Consider the following 18,813-nt stretch of genomic DNA (forward strand, 5'->3'; position numbering starts at 1 on the left):
GGTCAGACGACGAACTCGTCGTCGTTGCCGCGACGGACCGTGATCTGGCCCTGCTCCTCGAGCTGGCGGATGGTGCGGATGATCGACTGCTGCGCTTCCTCCACCTGGGCGAGGCGGACGGCTCCGAGCATCTCGACCTCGTCGAGGAGGTTCTCGGCCGCACGCTCCGACAGGTTGTCGGTGATCTTGTTCTTGACCTGGGTCGAGACGCCCTTGAGGGCCAGCGACAGGTCGGCGGTGTCGACCTGGCGGAGCACCTGCTGCACGGAGCGGTCGTCGAGACCGACGATGTCCTCGAACATGAACATCCGGCTCTTGACCTCGTCGGCGAGCGCTGGGTCGAGGTTCTCGAGGCCCTCGACGATCATCCGCTCGGTCGGGCGGTCGGAGCGGTTGATGATGTTGACGAGCGGGTCGACGCCGCCGACGCGGGAGACCTCGGCCGGCTGCAGCATCGAGGAGAGCTTGCGCTCCAGCACCGATTCGACCGCTCGCACGATCTCGGGCGACGTACGGTCCATCACCGCGATGCGGTGGGCGACGATCGCCTGCAGGTAGTTGGGCAGGCCGGAGAGGAGCAGCGAGGCCTTGTCCGGTGTCATGTGCGCGAGGACGAGCGCGATCACCTGCGGGTGCTCCTCGGCGATGAAGCCGCGCAGCTGTGCCGGGTCGGCGCGGTGCAGGAACTGGAAGGGCATCTGGACCGCGGCGGCGTGCAGACGGTCGATGATCTCCTGGGCGCGCTCCTCGCCGATCGAGCTGTTGAGCAGCTCCTGGGCGAAGTTGAAGCCGCCCTGTGCGATGTGGGCGCGGGCCTGCATCAGCTGGTGGAACTCGGTGAGGACCTCGTCGGTCTCCGCCGAGGTGATCATGTCCAGCTGGGAGATCTGGGCGGTGATCGCCTCGACCTCGGAGTCGCCCATGTGCTTGAGCACGGCGGCAGCCTTCTCCTGGCCGAGGTTGACCAGCAGGATCGCGGCCTTGCGGACGCCGAGCGAGCCGGACAGCGAGCCACCGGAGGCAGCCATGACAGCGAGGGCAGGGGTCATCGTGCTCATGACTTCTGGTCCACCAGCCATCCACGGAGCAGGGCGGCGACGTCCTCGGGCTGGCTCTCCACGAGGGTGTTGAGCTGGTCCCGGATCTCGTCGACGGGGTTGAGTTCGAGCGGGGTCACGGAGTTCTCGAGCTCGGCCATCATCCGGCCGGCCTCGAGCTCCTGGGCTGCGGCGCGGGACTCGGCGTCGGCACGCAGCTGCTCCACGACGTACGACGTCGCGACCTCGCGGGCCTTGGCCTTGCGGCGCGCCTTGAGCCAGGCGAGCAGGAGGATGAGGAGGACCAGCGCGGCGATGCCACCGTCGCGGATCCACGTCATGCGCTGGGCGCTTGCCTGGGCGGCCTCGGCCTTGGCGAGCTCCTTGGCGGCGGCCGTCTCGGTCGTGCGGTCGAACGGCATCGAGCTGACGTCGATCGTGTCGCCACGCGTGGTGTCGATGCCGATCGCAGCGGAGACGACGTTCTTGATGTCGGCGGGCTGGATCTGCCCGATCTTGTTGGCGTCGAGGATGACGCTGGTGTGCAGTCCGGCGACCTGCCCGGGGGCCGACTCGATCTCCTGGTCCACCTGGCCGACGGCGTTGTCCTTGGTCGCCGTCTCGCTCTTGTAGTCCGACGGCGCGCCGCTCGCGGTGCTGGTCGGGTCCATCTGGCCGTCGGGGCCAACGACGCCGCCGACCGCGGAGCTCTCCGCGTCGCCGGTGCCGTTGTAGCTCTCGGTCTGCGACGACTCCGAGAGCGGCGGGACGGTCTTGTCGTAGGTGTACTTGCGACTCTTCGTCGTGGTCTTGTCGAAGTTGAGCGCGGCCGTGACGGTGGCGGTCGCGTTGCCCGGGCCGACGACGCGGTCGAGCACGGCCTGGATCTGCGCCTGCATCTGGTTCTGGAAGTTCTGGACCTCCTGCAGCTGCGTGCTGGCGGCGCCGGCAGCCGTGTCGTCCTGGACGGTCAGCACCTTGCCGGTCGCATCGGCGACGGTCACGTTGTCGGGGTCGAGCCCGTCGATCGAGGAGGCGACGAGGTGGACGATCGCCTGCACCTGCTCCTGGCTGAGCGTGCTGCCGATCGCCGTCTTCACCAGCACCGATGCGGTGGTCGGGTCCTGCTCGTCGCTGAAGACCTCCTTCTCCGGGATCGCGAGGTGGACGACGGCGGTCTGGACGCCGTCGATCGCCTCGATGGTCTTGGTCAGCTCACCCTCCATCGCCCGCTTGAAGTTCGTCTGCTCCTGGAAGTCGGACGTCGAGAGGTTCTGGTTGTCGAGCAGGGCGTAGCCGCCGTCGTCGCTGGCCGGCAGGTTCTTGCCCGCCAGCGCCACGCGGGCGGTGTAGACCTCGGACTGCGGCACCATGATCGTCGAGCCGCCGTTGGTCAGCTCGTACTTCACGCCCTCCTTGTCGAGCTCGTCGACGACCGCGGAGGCGTCGGTCCCGCTCAGGCTGGAGTAGAGGGGTGAGTACGTCGGTGCGCTGGCCCACTTGAAGACGAGGAAGCCTCCGAGGAGGAGTGCAGCGGTGCCGACAAGGGCGACCGCCTTCTGGCCGACCGTGAAGTCGGCGAAGGTCCGGGTGTAGCGGCCGAGCTGGCCGGTCAGTCTCTCGCGCATCGTCTCTGCTTCAGACCGTCATCTGCATGATCTGCTGGAAGGCCGAGACCGCCTTGTCGCGCACTGCCGTGGTGAGCTGGGTCGCGAGCTGCGCCTCGGACGCCGCGATCGTGTAGTCATGGATGCTGCTCAGGTCACCGGTGGCCGCCTTGACCGACAGGTCGGCCGCCTTGTCGGTCTTGGCCTCGAGGCTGTCGATGCCCTCGCCGAGCATCGCGCTGAAGTCGGTGCCGGTCGCTCCGGTGGCAGACGTCGCCGACGTGCTCGCCGTGGCGTCGGTGTCGCCGATGCTGAGGAAGTTGCTGGGGGAGAAGCCGCTGACGGCCTCGATACCGGAGATGCTCATCTCACTTTGCGCCGATCGAGAGCGCGGAGTCGTAGGTGTCCTGGGCGGACTTCGTCACCTGGACGGAGGACTGGTAGCCGCGCTGGGCCATGATCAGCTGGCTCATCTGGCTGCTCATGTCGATGTCGGGCTCGCGCACCATGCCGTCGGCGTCGGCGAGCGGGCTGTCGGGGGAGGAGACCTCGATCCCCTCGGCGCTGCTCTGGGCGAAACCGGCCACGTCGACCCCACCGTTGGCGTCAGGCGTGAAGACGGCGAACTTCGCCTGGTACGCCGACTGGCTGGTCGAGGTCACCGTGTTGACGTTGGCGATGTTGTCCGACAGCGCGTCGAGCCAGGTCTGGTGTGCACCGAGCGACGTGTTGGCGATGCTGAGCATGTCGAAGGCGCCCATGTCACGCACCACCCGCCGCAGCGGTCTTGAGCAGTGAGTACTGGTCGGAGAGCGCGCGGCCGACCATCTGGTACGAGTACTGGGTCTGGATCATCGCCATCGTCTCCTTGCGGAGGTCGACGTTGTTGCCGTTGGCGCCGACGGGGGTCTGCGTGTCGGTCGAGGTCGTCACGACCGAGTCGGAGCCGTCGAACTCACCATCGCTGATCGCCTGCTGGAGCGAGGACTCGAAGTCGACCGACTGCGCCCGGAAGTTCGGGGTGTCGACGTTCGCGATGTCGTCGGAGATGACGTCCTGCCGCTGGGTCAGGCCGTTGAGCGCGGTGTGCAGGGTCAGCGTGACGTCGCTGGAGACACCAAAGGACACGGATGCAGCCCTCTCGAAGAGCCGGCATCTGGTGATGCCGATCGGGGGAAGCCGATCCTTCGGCGGGTGGTGCGAGCTATCCGTGCTCGGCCTTTCCCTTCGGCCCTGCCCGGTGCTACCTGAGGGGTCGAAGGTCCCGAGATCGCTGGTGGAACTCGGATGCTCGCCCGGGCTGGCCCATGGATTCGTAGAGGACCGCAAGGTTGTACGCCGCCAGGTGGCCGCCCCGTCCGGCGACGGCTCCGACCAGGTCGGGTCGATCGCCGATCTCGAGGGCCCGCAGCCACGCGCCCTCGATCATCGGCAACACCTGGGTCGTGTCCTCCGGGTGCGCGATGCCGTGGGTGAGCAGCAGGTCGCCGAGGCAGAAGTGGAAGTCCGGTGACTCACTCCAGCGCGTGCCCTCGGCGTCGGCGACGTCGAGCGCCTCCTGCGTCCGGTCGGCCTGGCCGAGCGTGAAGAGCAGGCGCACCACCAGGTCATGGCGTGCGGGCACTGCGGGGTCGGTGAGGGAGAGTGCGCGGAGGTAGGTGTCGGCCGCGTCGGCGTACTCCCGGTCGGATTCGAGCGCGCGGCCGAGCTGGAGCAGCAGGTAGGCGTCATCCGGCTGCTCCTGCAGCTCGGTGCGCAGCAGGGCGGCGTTGCGGCCGCGCTTGGCGGCGATCAGCTCGGGTGTGTAGCCGTCATGGCCGGCCCGGATCCCGGTGCGGAGGATCGGTCCGCTCCAGTCGGGCTGCTCGTGGATCCGGCCGGTCCAGCGGACACCGCGTGGCAGCAGTCGTGGAATCCATCCCGACGCCGTCGTCCCCCCGTCCACTGCCGAATCCGGGCTCTCCTCCCGCCGAGTCCCGGGCTTCCTGCCGTCGAGTCCGGGGTCCCCTGCCGTCCGGAGCCCGATGGTGCTGGCAACGTCGATCTCCCCGACGAAGGTCGGTGCCTGTCGTCGTACGTCGGCGAGGACTGCGTCCGCGCCGGGCAGGAGCCACTCGTCGGCGTCGAGCATGAGCACCCAGTCACCGCTCGTGTGCGCGATCGCGGCGTTCCGTGCCGCGGCGAAGTCGTCCACCCACGCGAAGGTGTGCACCGTGGCGCCGTGCTCGTCGGCGATCGCTACGGTGCGGTCCGTCGAGCCGGTGTCCAGGACGACGGTCTCGTCGAAGAGTCCCGCCGTGGAGCTGAGGCAGCGCGCCAGACAACGCTCCTCGTCCTTGACGATGAGCGCCAGCGACAGGGTCGGGGTCGGCATCAGGAATGTCCCCACTCGGCGGGAGGAAGGGCCGGATTCGGCGGGAGGAAACCAGGGATTCGGCGGAGGGGTCAGGCGATCATCACGAGGCTGAGGCGGCCGACGCCGTAGCCGGCGATGTCCACGCTGAGGTCCTCGCGACGACCGAGGGTGAGCGCCTGGGCACGCACCATCGGGTCCAGCGGTACGCCGGCGGGATGGAGCTGGTGCAGACGCAGGTGTGCATGGTTCGGCTCGTTGAACATCGACGAGGCGATGTTCAGCACCTCGTAGAGCGTCTCGGCGAGCGTCTGGTCCAACGTGCCCGCCTCGACCGCCTCGTCGGCGGACTTCAACGGGACGAGGGCCAGCGCCCCGCCGGCGTACGCGGAGAACTTGAGGTCACCGGCGATGAGGGCCATCGGCCGGAGCGAGTCGTCGGTGTAGACCGCGATCGACGCCGGCTGGTTCGGCCCGGGCGCGAACGGCGCGGACTGGGAGAGCGTCACCTCCTTGCCGAGCAGGTCGACCAGGAGGTCGCGGACCTGCTTCGGGGTCGGCAGGTGGGTCGGGAGGTAGGTCTGCATCAGACCAGCACGTCCTTCAGGTGCTCGTCGAACGTCTCAGCCGTGAACGGCTTCGCGATCAGGAAGAGCGCACCGGCCTGCGAGGCCCGGGCGCGCATGTCGTCGGAGCCTTCGGATGTGACGAAGCCGAACTTCACCTCGTTGCCCGCGGAGCGCAGTGCCTGCAGGCAGTCGATGCCGTTCATCTCGGGCATGTTCCAGTCGGACAGCACGAGGTCCGGCTTCTCCACGACCACCTTGTCCAGGCAGTCGCGGCCGTTCTCGGCCTCGACGATGTCGTGCCCGCTCATGCCCGCCTGGCGCAGGGTGCGGATGATGATCTGGCGCATCACCCGGCTGTCGTCGGCGACGATGATCTTCATGGGTCTCTCTTCTCGCGTTGTTGTCGTGGGGGAGAGGTTCAGTTCTGGGAGAGGACGTGCACGCTGACGCGCACGGGCAGCGCTGCCCAGGTGCCGTCGAAGCGGGAGACCTCCATCGCACCGCTCGGATGAGCGGAGCGGCCGGCGGCCACGGCCGGGAGCGACAGCACGCTCGGGCCGGGCATGAGCGACTTGATGTTGCCGCCGACCATGTTGACCAGCTCTCCGACGGCGTCGGCGACGTCGCCGTCCTCGAGCGCGTCGTCGTCACCGAAGCCCAGCATCAGGCGCGTGAGCGCGACGGCGAGCTCGGCGGAGACCTCGACCGTCACGGTCGCGTCCCAGCCGCCGCTGATCGACACGGCGGCAGACCAGCACGGCTCGACGAACGGCCCGGCAGCGGCGGGAGTGGGGAGGAGCGGCTGCTCCTCACCGAGGAAGCTGCTCCAGACCTGCCCGACGACGGCGGCGACGTCGGTCTGTTCGGGTGCAAGAGTCATGGCTAGGCGACTCCCCTCTCGAGAAGGCCGAGGAGCTCCAGCTTCTCGACGATGGCATCGGGCGTGAACGGCTTGATGACGTACTCGTGGGCGCCGGCGGCCAGCGCCCGCACGATCTGCGTCTGCTCGGACTCGGTGGTCACCATCATCAGCGTGACCCTGCGCCAGTCGGGGTTGGAGCGGACGGCGGTGATGAACTCGTAGCCGTTCATCACCGGCATGTTCCAGTCGACCAGGCAGAGGTCGGGGACCTCGCCCGCGTTGAACTGGTCGAGCGCCTCCTGGCCGTGACCGGCCTCGGAGGTCTCGAAGTCCAGCTCGGAGACGATGCGTCGCAGGATGCTCCGCATGGCTCGGGAGTCGTCGATGATCATCGCGCGCATATGGTCATGCTCCGATCGGTGAGGCGAGAGGAGTGGATGAGGTGCTGCGGTGAGCCTGGACCCGGCCCAGGGGCTCAGTGCGCCAGAGGTCGGCGACGTGGGCGGGCATGTCGAGGGTCGTCTCGGTGGAGCCCAGCAGGAGATAACCGTCGTGGTCCAGGTGGTGGTGGATCCGGCGGAGGATGTCGTACTTCATGCTCGCCTCGAAGTAGATGAGGACGTTGCGCAGGAGGATGACGTCGAAGCCGCCGACGCCGAGGAACGGCTCGGCGAGGTTGAGGGAGCGGGCGCGGACCATCTGCCTCAGCTGCGGGACGACCTCCCATTCGCTGCCCACCCGGGTGAAGTACTTCACCAGGCTCGTCGCGGGCAGGCCGCGGTTCATCTCGACCTGGCTGTAACGCCCCGTGGCCACCCGCGCCACCATCGCCTCGGAGACGTCCGTCGCGAGGATCTCGGCCGTCCAGCCGGCCGGCAGGTGCTGGTCGAGCAGCATCGCGATCGAGTACGCCTCCTGGCCGCTCGAGCAGGCCGCGGACCAGATCCGCAGGTGCCGGGAGGCAGCACGCGTCTCCAGGAGGCGGGGCAGCATGTGCTCGGTGAAGGCCTGGTACGGCGACAGGTCGCGGTACCAACTGGTCTCGTTGATCGTCAGCGCGTCCACGGCCCTGCGGCGCTCGACCGGGTCGACCGTCACCCGCTTGATGTAGGCGTCGACGTCGTTCCCGAAGCCGGCGGCGGCCGCGAGCGGCAGCAGGCGGGCCTCGACGAGGTAGTCCTTCGCCTCGTCGTAGTAGACCATCGCCGTCTCCCGACGCACGAGCGTCGAGATGAGCTGGAAGCTGGTCGCTGACATTGCCACGGGTTGTCCATCGGGCACAGGCCGGAATTTCTGAGAGGTCCTGAGGTGTGGGACAGGATGCTCATGCGGCCATGGGTGGGGCCGATGGAAGGCGCGTGATCCGTGTGCTCATCGTCGACGACTCGGCCCTCATCAGAAGGCTGATCGCCTCGGCCCTCCTGGACGCACATGAGATCGAGATCGTGGGCAAGGCGCGCGACGGTCTCGAGGCCATCGACATGGTGGAGGAGCTGCAGCCCGACGTGGTCACGCTCGACATCGAGATGCCCCGCCTCGACGGACTCGGTGCACTCGAGCGGATCCGCGCGTCGCACCCGCGCCTGCCCGTCATCATGTTCTCCACGCTCACTGAGCGCGGCGCGGCCGCGACCCTCGAGGCGCTCTCGCGCGGTGCCTCGGACTACGTGACCAAGCCGTCGAACACCGGCTCCGTCGCCGAGGGACTCGCCTCCGTCCGCGACCAGCTCGTCCCGCGGATCCGTGCGCTCGCGGGCATGCGCCTGCTGGCTCCTGCCACCCCGGCGCCCAGGCCGCGTCGCGCTGAACCCGTCGTCAGTGGGACGAAGGCCCACGCCGGCCCGCCGGAGGTCCTCCTCATCGGCTGCTCCACCGGCGGTCCCGACGCGCTCGCCACGCTGCTCACCGACCTGCCGGCCCACCTCCCGGTGCCGGTGCTCGTCGTCCAGCACATGCCGCCGGTCTTCACCACGATGCTCGCCCAGCGACTCGACAAGATCTCACCGTTCACCGTGCGTGAGGCGGTGGAGGGCGACGTACCGAGGGCGGGGACGGTGCTGCTGGCACCCGGCGACTTCCACGTCCGCGTCGTCGCACGGGCCGGGGGAGTGGCCCTCAAGCTGGACCAGGGGCCGCAGGAGAACTTCTGCCGCCCTGCCGTGGACGTCCTCTTCCGGACGGCGTCGGAGGTGTACGGCGGCCGCGCGGTCGCCACGATCCTGACCGGGATGGGCCAGGACGGACTCGAGGGAGTCCGCGCGCTTGCCGAGAAGGGTGCCCGTGTCCTGGTGCAGGACGAGGCCAGCTCGGTCGTGTGGGGCATGCCCGGCGCGGTTGCGATGGCGGGTCTGGCGGACGAGGTCCTGCCGCTTCCCCACCTCCCCCACCGGGTGGCCCGCGCATGCATGTCTATGCAGGTCGGGACCTAGGGCCCTCCGCCGGGGTCCGGGACTCCGGGACCTCTGTCCTGATTTGCAGCTGATCGGGGTGGAAGCTGGACCAAAGTGCCCTACGGGCGTGTCTGGCTTGACACAGTTTCGTCCGTGACCGAGCACATTCCCCCGAGCGACGACCCCCGCGTCGCACACGAGCTGCTGATCACCAGCACCATGCCGCTGGTGGGCCACATCGTCCGCGAGACGATGGGTCGCGTCCCCTCGCATGTCAGCCGCGATGACCTGACCTCGGCAGGCCTGACCGCTCTGGTCCAGGCCGCCAAGGCCTATGACGCCGAGCGTGGCGTCCCCTTCGAGCGTTACGCCGCCACCCGCATCCGCGGGGCGATCCTCGACGAACTCCGCAGCGTCGACTGGGCCTCGCGGTCCGTACGCCGCCGTGCCCGAGACCTCGAGGAGACCCGCACCAGGCTGACCTCCGCCCTCGGCCGGACACCGTCCGTCGCCGAGGTCGCCTCCGCGCTCGGGATGAGCGTCGAGGAGGTCGCTGCCAACGAGGACGACGTCGCCCGCGCGCAGATCCTGTCGCTGCACGGTGCGACGACCGCCTCGCTCGATGAACTCATCCCGACCCGCGCCCCGAGTCCGGAGGCGTTGCTGGAGCACCAGGAGAAGCTGGTCTACCTGGCTGAGGCGATCGAGGAGCTCCCCGAGCGGCTGCGCATCGTGGTCCAGGACTACTTCTTCGCCGAGCGCCCGATGGCCGACATCGCCGCCGAGCTCGGTGTGACCGACTCCCGGATCTCGCAGATGCGCGCCGAGGCGCTCGTACTGCTGCGCGATGCGCTCAACAGCCAGCTCGAGCCGTCGCTGGTGCAGCCGGTCGGCAAGGAGGGCGGCTGCGCCAGCCGCCGTCGTGAGTCCTACTTCGCGGCCGTCGCCGCCCGCCACGCCGAGAGTGCCCGCCGCGGCCTCACCGTCGTCGAGGCCAGCCGGGGCCAGTACGACGAGGCCGGCTGAACCGATCCAGCTCGCGATCCCCGGGATCTGAGGGTCGGATACCGACCCTCAGATCCCAGCGATCGCGTGCTTCGAGGCGAGGGCCTCGCGGTAGGTCTCGACCCATCGTGCGGCCCATTCGCCCGTGACGAGGGTGCGGGCCCGTTCGCGGGCGGCCGCGCCCATCGTGCGACGGCGGTCCTCGTCGTACGCCAGAGCCTTGAGCGCGCGTTCCCAGTCGTTGCGGGTGCGGCATAGGAAGCCGGTCTCGCCGTCGATGACGAAGTCCGGGTAGGGGCCGGCCGCGGCGGCCACCGTAGGGATGCCGAGGGCTGCGGCCTCCAGTGCCTTGAGCGGTGACTTCGAGCGGTTGAAGTCGTCGTCCCGCAGCGGCGCGAGCATCACGTGCAGATCACTGATCAGGCCGTAGTACTCCGACAGTGACTCGGTGCCGGGCCGGAACTCCACCGGGTGGTTGAGCAGGAAGCTGTAGTCCGAGCCGATCATGATCATCCGGGCCTTCGCGGCCTTGAGCCCGCGGGCGATGCCCGGGCCATGGTCCATCCACCCTGTGTCGTGGGTGCCGGTGCCACCCCATCCGACCTTGAGCTGCTCGCCGTCGGCCCGCTGTGGGGAGGGCAGCGACAGCAGGCTGCCGTGGATCGTGTTGGGCAGCACGACGGTCGGTGCGTCGGTGTGCGCGCGGAGGCGCTCGGCCAGCGGTGCGACCGAGACGGTGACGAGGTCGGCGCTCGCCAGGGCGCGGGCCATCGCGGGCACCCACTGATCGAGGTAGAGACGCCGGTCGAGGCTGTGGAAGACACGGCTGTCGGCGCGCAGGGCGAGCAGGTCGTCGTCGTACTCGAGCACCTTCAGGCGGGCCACGGCCGAGGTGAATTGGTCGGCCATCTCCGGGGTCATCAGGCGCTGTGCGACGAGCACGTCCGGGACGGTCTCGCCGGTGTTGCCCCAGTCCAGGAAGGCGACGTCGGTCAGGCCCTGGTCGTACGCCGCGCTCAACGGCAGCGCGAGGCGGTAGAGGAAGCTGGCGTCGAAGTCGCCGCGCCAGACGAGGGTGCGGATGCTGCTCATCGGGCGGTGCCGGCCAGCAGTCCCTTGCGGGCAAGGGCATTGCGGTAGGTCTCCGCCCAGGTCGGCGCCCACTCCGAGGCGATGAAGCCACGCGCACGTTCGCGGGCGGCCAGGCCCATCGCGCGCCGCATCTCCTCGTCGTTGCCGAGGGCGCGGATCGCCTTCATCCAGTCGTCGTCGGTGCGGCAGAGGAAGCCGGTCTCCCCGTGCACGATGAAGTCGCGGTACGGCGTCGCGTCGCCGACCACGGCCGGTACTCCGAGCGCGGCGGCCTCGAGGGCCTTGAGCGGGCTCTTGGACCGGCTCCACTGCTCATCGGTGAGGGGCGCTATGACGACGTGCCAGCCGTGGATGGCCAGGTAGTAGTCACTGATCACGTCCGTCCACTGCACGAACGAGCTGTCGCGGTAGCCCAGGACCGGACGGAAGTCGCTGCCCATCATCACCATGTGGGCGTCGGCCTTGGTGAGGCCGTACTTCACGCCGCGACCGCAGAGCTGCCAGTCACGGGCGTGGCTGCCGGTGCCGCCCCACCCGACGATCAGCTGCTCACCGGGCTGGCGCTCTCGCTGCGGGACCTCGAGGAGTACCTCGTCGACGGTGTTGTGCAGCACGACGATCTCGGCGTCGGTGTGCTGGCGGTAGACCTCGGCGAGGTGGGGTACCGAGACGGTGATGAGGTCGGCCAGTTGCAGCGAGCGGATCACCGAGTCGCGGCCCCAGTCGGTGTAGTCCTGCCACGACATGCCGTGCTGGAACGTCGGGTGGTCGGAGCGGAAGTTCACGTAGTCGTCGTCGTGCTCGAGCACGAGGAGTGCGCGGTCACCGAAGCCGGCCCACCCGTCGACGTACTCTGGTGCGGCGAGGCGGTGGCCGATGAGTACGTCGACCTGAGCGTCGTGCTGCAGCACCGGTCCCACCCCGACCTCGGCGTGGCCCTGGTAGGCGAGCTCCGTCAGGGGCGCGTTGATCCGGTAGTGGAAGGACGCGTCGGTCGCCAACGCGGTGGACCAGGCAAAGATCTTCACGAGGTGATCGATCGGCTGGGACGGTCCCGATCCGAGGTCCGGGGTTCGGAAAAATGCCGGAATTGTTGCTCAGGTGCGCTCAGGGGGAGCCGATCATCCCGGCTGGAAGCCCACGGACGGGCTCCGAACTCAGGCTTCACCTCCAGGAAGGAAAACCACATGAGCCTTCGCATCAACACCAACATCGACGCCCTCACCGCGTACCGCAACCTCACCTCGACGCAGTCGTCGATGAGCACGTCGGTCGAGCGTCTCTCCTCCGGTCTGCGGATCAACAAGGCGGCCGACGACGCCGCCGGCCTCGCCATCAGCCAGGGCCTCACCGCCCAGATCAACGGCACCGGCCAGGCTGTCCGCAACGCCCAGGACGGTATCAACGTCGTTCAGACCGCCGACGGTGCTCTGTCCGAGACTCAGTCCATCCTGCAGCGTGTCCGCACCCTCACCGTTCAGGGCGCGAACGACTCCAACGACTCGGCGGCCAAGGGCAACATCGTCACCGAGATCGGCCAGCTCTCCAAGGAGCTCGACCGCATCGCCAACACCACGGAGTTCAACGGCAACAAGATCCTCTCCGGTTCTGCCAACCTCCACTTCCAGATCGGTGCCCGCTCGGTCACCAACCAGGCCGGTAACCAGCTCAACATCGACCTGACCAAGACCGGCACCAACAAGGTCGACCTCTCCGGCTCCGCGCTTCTCGGTGCTGCGGCCAACCTGAAGGGCAGCGACGACGCCACCACGTGGTCGAACGCCCTTGACGACCTGGACAAGGGTCTGCAGAACGTCTCGACGCTCCGAGCGAACCTCGGTGCCTACCAGAACCGCCTGCAGCACACCATCAACAACCTGTCGGTCACGCAGACGAACCTGCAGGCGTCGAACAGCGCCATCCAGGACACCGACATGGCCTCGGAAATGAGCAACTACACGCGTACCCAGATCCTCTCGCAGGCTGGTACGTCGATGCTCAGCAAGGCCAACCAGAACGCGCAGAGCGTCCTCTCGCTCCTGCAGTGATTCTGGCGAACCCGGGTGGGTCGCGCGCTGGGGAGACCCAGAAGGCGCCCACCCGGGTTCACCCCTTTCACCCCGAACGTGAACCCCGGAGGCTGACATGACGTCCACGACCAGCTCGACCAGTACCGCGAGCACGAGTGGCTCGACCATCACGTTCAGCGGCATCGCCAGTGGGCTGGATACCACGAGCATCATCAGCGCTCTGATGGCGGTCGAGCAGGCGCCCCAGGACGCACTCAAGACCCGACTGGCGACCGAGCAGGCCAAGCTCTCCGCGATGCAGACCCTCAACTCCGGGATCGCCGCAATGGGCACGTCCGCCGCCAGCTTCGAGAGCGGCAGTACCTGGCAGTCGCTCACCGCGAAATCCTCCGACAGCAACATCAGCGTCACCGCCGACAGCACGGCGAGCGCCGCGAGCCTGACCGTCGCCGTCACACAGCGCGCGACCGCGGCCACCCTCAGCTTCAGCGACGCGCACGCGCTCACCGACGTCGTCGCGACCCCGTCGACGACCGACGCGCCGAACTCTCTCACCCTCACGCTCGCCGACGGGACCACCGCGTCGGTCGACACGGGCGACGGCACGCTCAAGACCATCCTCGCCAACCTGAACGCCCTCAAGGGCAGCGACGGTGAGTCCCTGGTCAGCGCCGCCAGCGTGAGCCTCGGGGACGGCACCTACCGGGTGCTGCTCACCGACGCCAAGACCGGCGAAGGCACCGTGGGACTCAGCGGTGACGGCCTCTCGCTCGGCACCGCCAGCTCGACGGCAGGGAAGAGCGCGAAGATCACGGTCGGCGACATCGCCGTCACCTCGCGGTCCAACACGTTCGACGATGTGCTCCCCGGGGTGGACATCGCCCTCGGTGCCGGCGCGTCGAGCTCGACCGTCTCCCAGGTCAGCGTCACCACCGACGCCACGTCCCGCTCGACGGCCGTGGCCGCGATGATCTCGCAGCTGAACTCCGTCCTGGACGACCTCAGCTCGGCGACGTCGTATGGCACCATCGACGACACCAGCAGTGGCACAGCCGCCTCGGACGCAGGGGTGCTCGCCGGCGACAGCTCGATCCGCGCCCTGGCCAATCAACTGATCAACACGATCTACACGTCCGACGGCAAGGGTGTGCTGAACGACTACGGCATCGAGATCGACCGCGACGGCCAGTTCACCTTCGACGCCACCACCTTCGCCGCCGCCTACGCCAAGGACCCCAGCGGCGTGCAGGAGGCGATCGCCGGCTCGGACGGCTTCGCGGCGCGCCTGGTCAAGGCGGCCAAGTCCATCTCGGGCACCAAGGGCCTGCAGAGCGATAACACGATCCTCGCGAGCGACGGCAGCCTCACCCAGATGATCTCGGGGATGAAGAGCAACCACGGCATCATCACCACGCTCAACGACGAGATCTCCCAGTGGGACGACAGGCTGACCGCCAAGCAGGCCAGCCTCCAGACGCAGTACACCGCGCTCGAGACCGCGATGAGCAAGCTCACCACCCAGCAGTCCTGGCTCACCTCGGCGATCGAAAGCCTCGACTCCAGCGACTAGGTGCCGATAGGTCTGGCATGACGACGATGCGTGACCCTCGGGCTGCCTATCAGAACGCCTCCGTCAACACGGCCAGTCCGTTGAGGCTCTTCGTGATGCTGTTCGACCGGCTGGTCCTGGACTGTGAGCGCGGCCTGCGGGCCGTCCAGGCGGGCAACCGCCAGGAGGCCAACACCCACTTCCAGCACGGCCAGCGGATCGTCTTCCACCTGATCTCGACCCACGAGGTCGACGAGATGCCGGCCGGCCGCCAGCTGCTCGCGCTCTACGACTGGATCAGCCGTCAGCTGATCAAGGCGAACGTCGAGCAGGACGAGAAGGCCGCCGCCGAGGCGCTGCTCCGCAGCAGCGAGCTCGCCGACACCTTCAAGCAGGCGGCGCTCCTGGGCGCGGTGGCGTCATGAGTGCCGAGCTCGCCTGGGCCGAGGCCCTGGAGCGGCTCGAGGCGAACCTCGCCGGCGCGGAGACCCTCGTCGCCGAGCTCAACGTCGACGCAGTCACCGACTGGGCAGTCGTCAGTCTCGAGGGGCCTATTCCGGAGCACCTCGTCGAGCGGGCCCGTGAGCTCGCCGCCCGCCAGCAGAAGCTTATCGACGCGATCCCGGCCGTGATGGCCGCGACCAGCGAGCGCCTGCGTGGCACCCATCGTTTCCGTTCGTGGGGTCGCGCGGAGCGCCCCGCCGTCTATGTGGATGTGTCTGCCTGATGGAGAAGCTGTCCCTGGTCCTGTGGCGCGAGCGTGAGCTCCTCGAGCTCCTCGCCTACAAGCTCGAGATCGAGCAGCTGGTGCTCGCCAGCGGGCGCAGTCGCTGGCTCGCCCACGCCAACCGCGAGATCGAGGATCTCCTCGTCACCGTGCGTGAGACCGAGGTCCTGCGCGCCATGGCGGCCGACGAGGCCGGCGAGAACGTCGGCCTCGGCCCGAACCCGGGCCTCACCGCACTCGCGGACGCTGCCGCGGAGCCGTGGCGCTCGATCCTGATGGAGCACCGCGACGCCCTCGTCGGTCTCACGCGGGACATCGCCGACCTCTCGGAGTCCAACAAGACGCTCATCACCGCGGGCTACCGCTCCGCCCGGGAGACCCTGCTCGCCATCGGCGCGGCCTCGACCGAGCAGAGCTACACCCCCACCGGTGAGGCGGTCGTCGCCGCCCCACGTCCGCGCCTCGTCGACAGGAGCCTGTGACCCGATGACCGGCACCTTCAGCGGCCTCAACACGGCGCTCAGCGGTTTGCGCTACCAGCAGATCGCCCTCGACGTCGCCAACAACAACGTCTCCAACGTCGACACCGACGGCTACGTGCGCCGTCGTGCGGTCGCGGCCGAGGTCGGCGGCACCGGCCAGTCGACCCTCTACGCGACGTACGACGGCCACGGCGACGGTGTGACGACCAGCGCCGTCCAGCGGATGACCGACGGGCTCCTCGACGCGCGCGTACGACGTGAGAACGGCACCCTCAGCTACCTCACCACCCAGCAGACGATCCTCGACCGCGTCGAGACCGCGATCAACGAGCCCGGGGTCGATGGCATCAACCAGGCCATCAGCGACTTCAACTCCTCGCTGCAGGATCTCGTCAGCGACCCGGGCGGCATGGCCGCCCGGCAGACGGTCGTGGCCAAGGCGGACGCGCTCAGCGCGGCGATCCGCACCCAGTCGGACAACGTCACGCAGGAGGCATCCGACCAGCGGACCAACGCCGGCCTGACCGTCACGCAGATCAACGACGGCGCCTCCCAGCTCGCCGACCTGAACAAGAAGATCTACACCGCCCAGAGCAACGGCTCCGACGTCGGCGACCTCGAGGACCAGCGCGACACCATCGCACTCAACCTGGCGAAGCTCGTCGGCGGCGTGGTCACCGTCGCGCCCGACGGCCGCTACAACGTGAACGTCCCCGTCGCTGGCGGAGCGTCGAGCTTCGCGCTCGTCAAGGGGGACACCGCCAACCAGATGTCGGTCCAGACGGACGCGACGACCGGCGACCTCTCCTACACGGTGACCGACCGGGCGACGCCGCCGACAACCCTGGCCACCGTGGACTCCACGCAGGGGAACCTCTCGGGCCAGCTCGGCGGCATCACCGACGTCGTCAACGGCACCCTGGCGGATCAGAAGACGGCGCTCGACGCGATCGCCACGTCCTTGGCCGACCAGCTCAACGCCCAGAACGCGAAGGGCAAGGACCTCTACGGGGCACTGGGCGGCGACCTGCTCAGCTACGACCCTGCCGACCCGGCGGGGACCCTCGCCGTCGCGCAGACGGTCGTCGACGACCCGAACCTGATCGCCGCGTCCAGCACGGTCACCGTCGACACCTCGACCACGCCGCCGACGTACACGACGGACGGCAGTGCAGACCTCGACGGTGGCAACGCCGATGCGCTCAGCCTCACCACGTCGATCACCTCGGACTACGGCTCGATGGTCACGTCCTTCGGCGCGAAGGTCTCCTCGCTCAACTCGCGCGTGGCGACGCAGCAGACCCTCACCGACCAGGTCGAGGACGAGCAGCAGCAGCAGGTCGGAGTCAACCTCGACGAGGAGACGGTCAATCTCGTGGCGGCGCAGCACGCCTACGAGGCGGCAGCGAAGGTCATGTCGACCCTCGACTCCATCCTCGACACCCTCATCAACATGAAGAACTGAGGAGAGCGACCATGGCCATCACCCGCGTCACCCAGCAGATGCTGTCGAACCGCAGCATGACCGCCGTCATGAGCGGACTCTCCCGGATGTCGAAGTACGAGGAGCAGCTCGAGACCGGCAAGAAGCTCAACCGCCCCTCCGATGACCCCGCCGGCACCAACACCGCTTTGCGCGTGCGCAGCGCGCTCGCCGAGCAGACCCAGTACGGCCGCAACGCGGAGGACGGCCAGGCCTGGCTGTCGACGATCGACTCCACGCTCAGCGGCATCACGGACCAGATCCAGCGTGCCAACACGTTGGCGCTGCAGGGCGCGAACAGCGGCTCGATGTCCCAGGCCTCGCGCGACTCCATCGCCTCCGAGCTCGACCAGATCCGCGAGAGCGTGCTGCAGTCGGCGAACACCGACTATCTCGGCCGTCCCGTCTTCGGGGGTACGACGTCGGGTTCGGTCGCCTACAACGACGACGGCACCTACGCTGGCGACGACGGCGAGGTTCTGCGCCGTGTCGGCTCCGGGGTGCAGGTACGGGTCGACTCCCGGGCTCAGGACGTCTTCGGCCCGGACGACGACAACATCTTCAAGCACCTCTCCGACCTCGCGACAGCCCTGTCCTCCACGTCCTCGACCGACTCGGACGAGGCGATCCAGGAGGGCATCGCCAATCTCCAGGCGGACCTCACCCGGATCACGAGCGCCCAGTCGGACGAGGGGGCCCGGATGAACCGGCTCACCAAGGCCTCCGACCTCGCCAGCCAGGCGACGCTCCAGCTCCAGACGTCCCTCTCGGACGTCGAGGACGCCGACCTCGCCGAGACCACGCTCAACGTGCAGCAGTCGGAGACCGCCTACCAGGCGGCTCTCGCCGCGACCGGCAAGACCCTGCAGCCGAGCCTGCTGGACTTCCTGTCGTGAGCACGCTGACCGGTAACGTGGCCGACGTGACGACCACCCTCGGCTGCTCGACGCTGCCCGTCATCGAACTCGCGCACCCGATGCCCGGCTTCCCCGAGGCGCTCCGCTTCACGCTCGAGCACCTCGATGAGGCGGGTGTCCTCGGCGAACTGCGCTCGCTCGACCAGGCCGGGCTCAAGTTCCTGACCGTGCCGTCCTCGACGTTCTACCCCGACTACGTGCCGGTCATCGACGACGAGACCGTGGCAGCGCTGGAGATCGAGGACGTCAACGACGTCCTCGTGCTGCTGATCGTGCACGCGGGCCCGGCCCTGGCCACCACCACGGTCAACATGCTGGCGCCGATGATCGTCAATACGACGATCGGCCGTGGGATGCAGGTGATCCTCGACGACGCGAGTCTGGCCGTCGACGCGCCTCTGCTCCCGTGAGGCATCCCGGCCGGTAGGGTCGGACCCATGCTGGTCCTGAGCCGTCGGGTGGGGGAGAGCGTCGTCATCGGCGACGAGGTCACCGTCACCATCCTCGAGGTGCGTGGTGACGTCGTGCGCGTCGGCATCGACGCGCCCCGCTCGGTGACCGTGCATCGCGCCGAGCTCCTCGCCGAGCTCGCCACCTCCAACCAGGAGTCCGCATCGCCGTCGGAGGCGGCCGTCGCCTCGCTCTCTGACGCCCTCTCGGAAGCGCTCAAGCCCAAGGAGTAGCGGCCGATTGGCTCCCTCGGAAGGGGG

General features: G+C 68.6%; 24 protein-coding genes. 11 read left to right on the forward strand and 13 right to left on the reverse strand.

Going from position 1 to position 18,813, the window contains the following annotated elements:
- Positions 1 to 2: 2 nt before the first annotated feature.
- From fliG to LH076_RS01920, 11 genes are all read right to left on the reverse strand, one after another.
- The gene (gene fliG, locus LH076_RS01870; protein WP_227782299.1) at positions 3 to 1,058 is read right to left on the reverse strand and encodes a flagellar motor switch protein FliG; all 1,056 of its coding nucleotides are present in this window, start codon (positions 1,056 to 1,058) and stop codon (positions 3 to 5) included.
- Complete coding sequence (fliF, locus tag LH076_RS01875) at positions 1,055 to 2,665, reverse strand: flagellar basal-body MS-ring/collar protein FliF (protein ID WP_227782300.1); 1,611 nt, start codon at positions 2,663 to 2,665, stop codon at positions 1,055 to 1,057. Before fliF ends, fliG begins: the two co-directional genes overlap by 4 nt.
- A 10-nt stretch (positions 2,666 to 2,675) precedes the next feature.
- Positions 2,676 to 3,011, reverse strand: coding sequence for a flagellar hook-basal body complex protein FliE (locus LH076_RS01880; protein WP_227782302.1), 336 nt, complete (start codon positions 3,009 to 3,011; stop codon positions 2,676 to 2,678).
- Between the two features lies 1 nt (position 3,012).
- Positions 3,013 to 3,405 (reverse strand): flagellar basal body rod protein FlgC, encoded by a 393-nt coding sequence (locus LH076_RS01885; protein ID WP_227782303.1) that lies wholly within the window; start codon positions 3,403 to 3,405, stop codon positions 3,013 to 3,015.
- A gap of 1 nt (position 3,406) precedes the next feature.
- Entirely contained in the window at positions 3,407 to 3,772 is a 366-nt protein-coding gene (flgB, locus tag LH076_RS01890) for a flagellar basal body rod protein FlgB (protein WP_227782304.1), read from the reverse strand.
- A 115-nt stretch (positions 3,773 to 3,887) separates the two neighbouring features.
- The gene (locus LH076_RS01895) at positions 3,888 to 5,018 is read right to left on the reverse strand and encodes a glycosyltransferase (RefSeq protein ID WP_227782305.1); all 1,131 of its coding nucleotides are present in this window, start codon (positions 5,016 to 5,018) and stop codon (positions 3,888 to 3,890) included.
- Positions 5,019 to 5,089: 71 nt separating this feature from the next.
- Positions 5,090 to 5,584 carry a hypothetical protein gene (locus tag LH076_RS01900; protein ID WP_227782307.1) on the reverse strand — a complete coding sequence of 165 codons (495 nt, stop codon included), beginning with the start codon at positions 5,582 to 5,584 and terminating at the stop codon, positions 5,090 to 5,092.
- The gene (locus LH076_RS01905) at positions 5,584 to 5,946 is read right to left on the reverse strand and encodes a response regulator (RefSeq protein ID WP_227782309.1); all 363 of its coding nucleotides are present in this window, start codon (positions 5,944 to 5,946) and stop codon (positions 5,584 to 5,586) included. The genes LH076_RS01900 and LH076_RS01905 overlap by 1 nt, the downstream gene beginning before the upstream one ends.
- 38 nt (positions 5,947 to 5,984) lie before the next feature.
- On the reverse strand, positions 5,985 to 6,446 hold the full coding sequence (locus LH076_RS01910; RefSeq protein WP_227782311.1) for a chemotaxis protein CheX: 462 nt from the start codon (positions 6,444 to 6,446) through the stop codon (positions 5,985 to 5,987).
- 2 nt (positions 6,447 to 6,448) lie between these two features.
- Positions 6,449 to 6,829 carry a response regulator gene (locus LH076_RS01915; protein ID WP_227782312.1) on the reverse strand — a complete coding sequence of 127 codons (381 nt, stop codon included), beginning with the start codon at positions 6,827 to 6,829 and terminating at the stop codon, positions 6,449 to 6,451.
- Positions 6,830 to 6,833: 4 nt separating this feature from the next.
- Complete coding sequence (locus tag LH076_RS01920) at positions 6,834 to 7,685, reverse strand: CheR family methyltransferase (protein ID WP_227783562.1); 852 nt, start codon at positions 7,683 to 7,685, stop codon at positions 6,834 to 6,836.
- Positions 7,686 to 7,786: 101 nt separating this feature from the next.
- Between LH076_RS01920 and LH076_RS01925 the strand changes: the two genes are divergently transcribed.
- Positions 7,787 to 8,857 carry a protein-glutamate methylesterase/protein-glutamine glutaminase gene (locus tag LH076_RS01925; protein WP_227782314.1) on the forward strand — a complete coding sequence of 357 codons (1,071 nt, stop codon included), beginning with the start codon at positions 7,787 to 7,789 and terminating at the stop codon, positions 8,855 to 8,857.
- Positions 8,858 to 8,971: 114 nt separating this feature from the next.
- Positions 8,972 to 9,844, forward strand: a complete 873-nt coding sequence (locus tag LH076_RS01930) for a sigma-70 family RNA polymerase sigma factor (protein WP_227782316.1) — start codon at positions 8,972 to 8,974, stop codon at positions 9,842 to 9,844.
- A 48-nt stretch (positions 9,845 to 9,892) separates the two neighbouring features.
- Here LH076_RS01930 and LH076_RS01935 read toward each other — a convergent pair whose 3' ends face one another.
- Together LH076_RS01935 and LH076_RS01940 are read right to left on the reverse strand one after the other, a co-directional pair.
- Positions 9,893 to 10,915, reverse strand: a complete 1,023-nt coding sequence (locus tag LH076_RS01935) for a glycosyltransferase family protein (protein ID WP_227782317.1) — start codon at positions 10,913 to 10,915, stop codon at positions 9,893 to 9,895.
- Entirely contained in the window at positions 10,912 to 11,943 is a 1,032-nt protein-coding gene (locus tag LH076_RS01940; protein ID WP_227782319.1) for a glycosyltransferase, read from the reverse strand. Before LH076_RS01940 ends, LH076_RS01935 begins: the two co-directional genes overlap by 4 nt.
- 159 nt (positions 11,944 to 12,102) lie before the next feature.
- Between LH076_RS01940 and LH076_RS01945 the strand changes: the two genes are divergently transcribed.
- The 9 genes from LH076_RS01945 (at position 12,103) to csrA (ending at position 18,786) form a co-directional block, all read left to right on the forward strand.
- Positions 12,103 to 12,963, forward strand: a complete 861-nt coding sequence (locus LH076_RS01945) for a flagellin (protein ID WP_227782320.1) — start codon at positions 12,103 to 12,105, stop codon at positions 12,961 to 12,963.
- Positions 12,964 to 13,060: 97 nt separating this feature from the next.
- Positions 13,061 to 14,515: a flagellar filament capping protein FliD gene (fliD, locus tag LH076_RS01950; RefSeq protein ID WP_227782322.1), complete on the forward strand. Its 1,455-nt coding sequence runs from the start codon at positions 13,061 to 13,063 to the stop codon at positions 14,513 to 14,515.
- A 17-nt stretch (positions 14,516 to 14,532) separates the two neighbouring features.
- Positions 14,533 to 14,919, forward strand: a complete 387-nt coding sequence (fliS, locus tag LH076_RS01955) for a flagellar export chaperone FliS (protein ID WP_227782324.1) — start codon at positions 14,533 to 14,535, stop codon at positions 14,917 to 14,919.
- Positions 14,916 to 15,221 (forward strand): hypothetical protein, encoded by a 306-nt coding sequence (locus tag LH076_RS01960; protein WP_227782325.1) that lies wholly within the window; start codon positions 14,916 to 14,918, stop codon positions 15,219 to 15,221. The genes fliS and LH076_RS01960 overlap by 4 nt, the downstream gene beginning before the upstream one ends.
- The gene (locus tag LH076_RS01965) at positions 15,221 to 15,703 is read left to right on the forward strand and encodes a flagellar protein FlgN (protein ID WP_227782327.1); all 483 of its coding nucleotides are present in this window, start codon (positions 15,221 to 15,223) and stop codon (positions 15,701 to 15,703) included. The genes LH076_RS01960 and LH076_RS01965 overlap by 1 nt, the downstream gene beginning before the upstream one ends.
- 4 nt (positions 15,704 to 15,707) lie before the next feature.
- Positions 15,708 to 17,168 carry a flagellar hook-associated protein FlgK gene (flgK, locus tag LH076_RS01970; RefSeq protein WP_227782329.1) on the forward strand — a complete coding sequence of 487 codons (1,461 nt, stop codon included), beginning with the start codon at positions 15,708 to 15,710 and terminating at the stop codon, positions 17,166 to 17,168.
- A gap of 11 nt (positions 17,169 to 17,179) precedes the next feature.
- Positions 17,180 to 18,082 (forward strand): flagellar hook-associated protein FlgL, encoded by a 903-nt coding sequence (gene flgL / locus LH076_RS01975; protein WP_227782331.1) that lies wholly within the window; start codon positions 17,180 to 17,182, stop codon positions 18,080 to 18,082.
- Positions 18,079 to 18,513: a flagellar assembly protein FliW gene (fliW, locus tag LH076_RS01980; protein WP_227782332.1), complete on the forward strand. Its 435-nt coding sequence runs from the start codon at positions 18,079 to 18,081 to the stop codon at positions 18,511 to 18,513. Before flgL ends, fliW begins: the two co-directional genes overlap by 4 nt.
- A gap of 27 nt (positions 18,514 to 18,540) precedes the next feature.
- On the forward strand, positions 18,541 to 18,786 hold the full coding sequence (gene csrA / locus LH076_RS16920; protein WP_265333828.1) for a carbon storage regulator CsrA: 246 nt from the start codon (positions 18,541 to 18,543) through the stop codon (positions 18,784 to 18,786).
- Positions 18,787 to 18,813: the final 27 nt, after the last annotated feature.

It is taken from the genome of Nocardioides sp. Kera G14 (assembly GCF_020715565.1).
In the GTDB taxonomy this organism is placed as follows: Bacteria; Actinomycetota; Actinomycetes; order Propionibacteriales; family Nocardioidaceae; genus Nocardioides.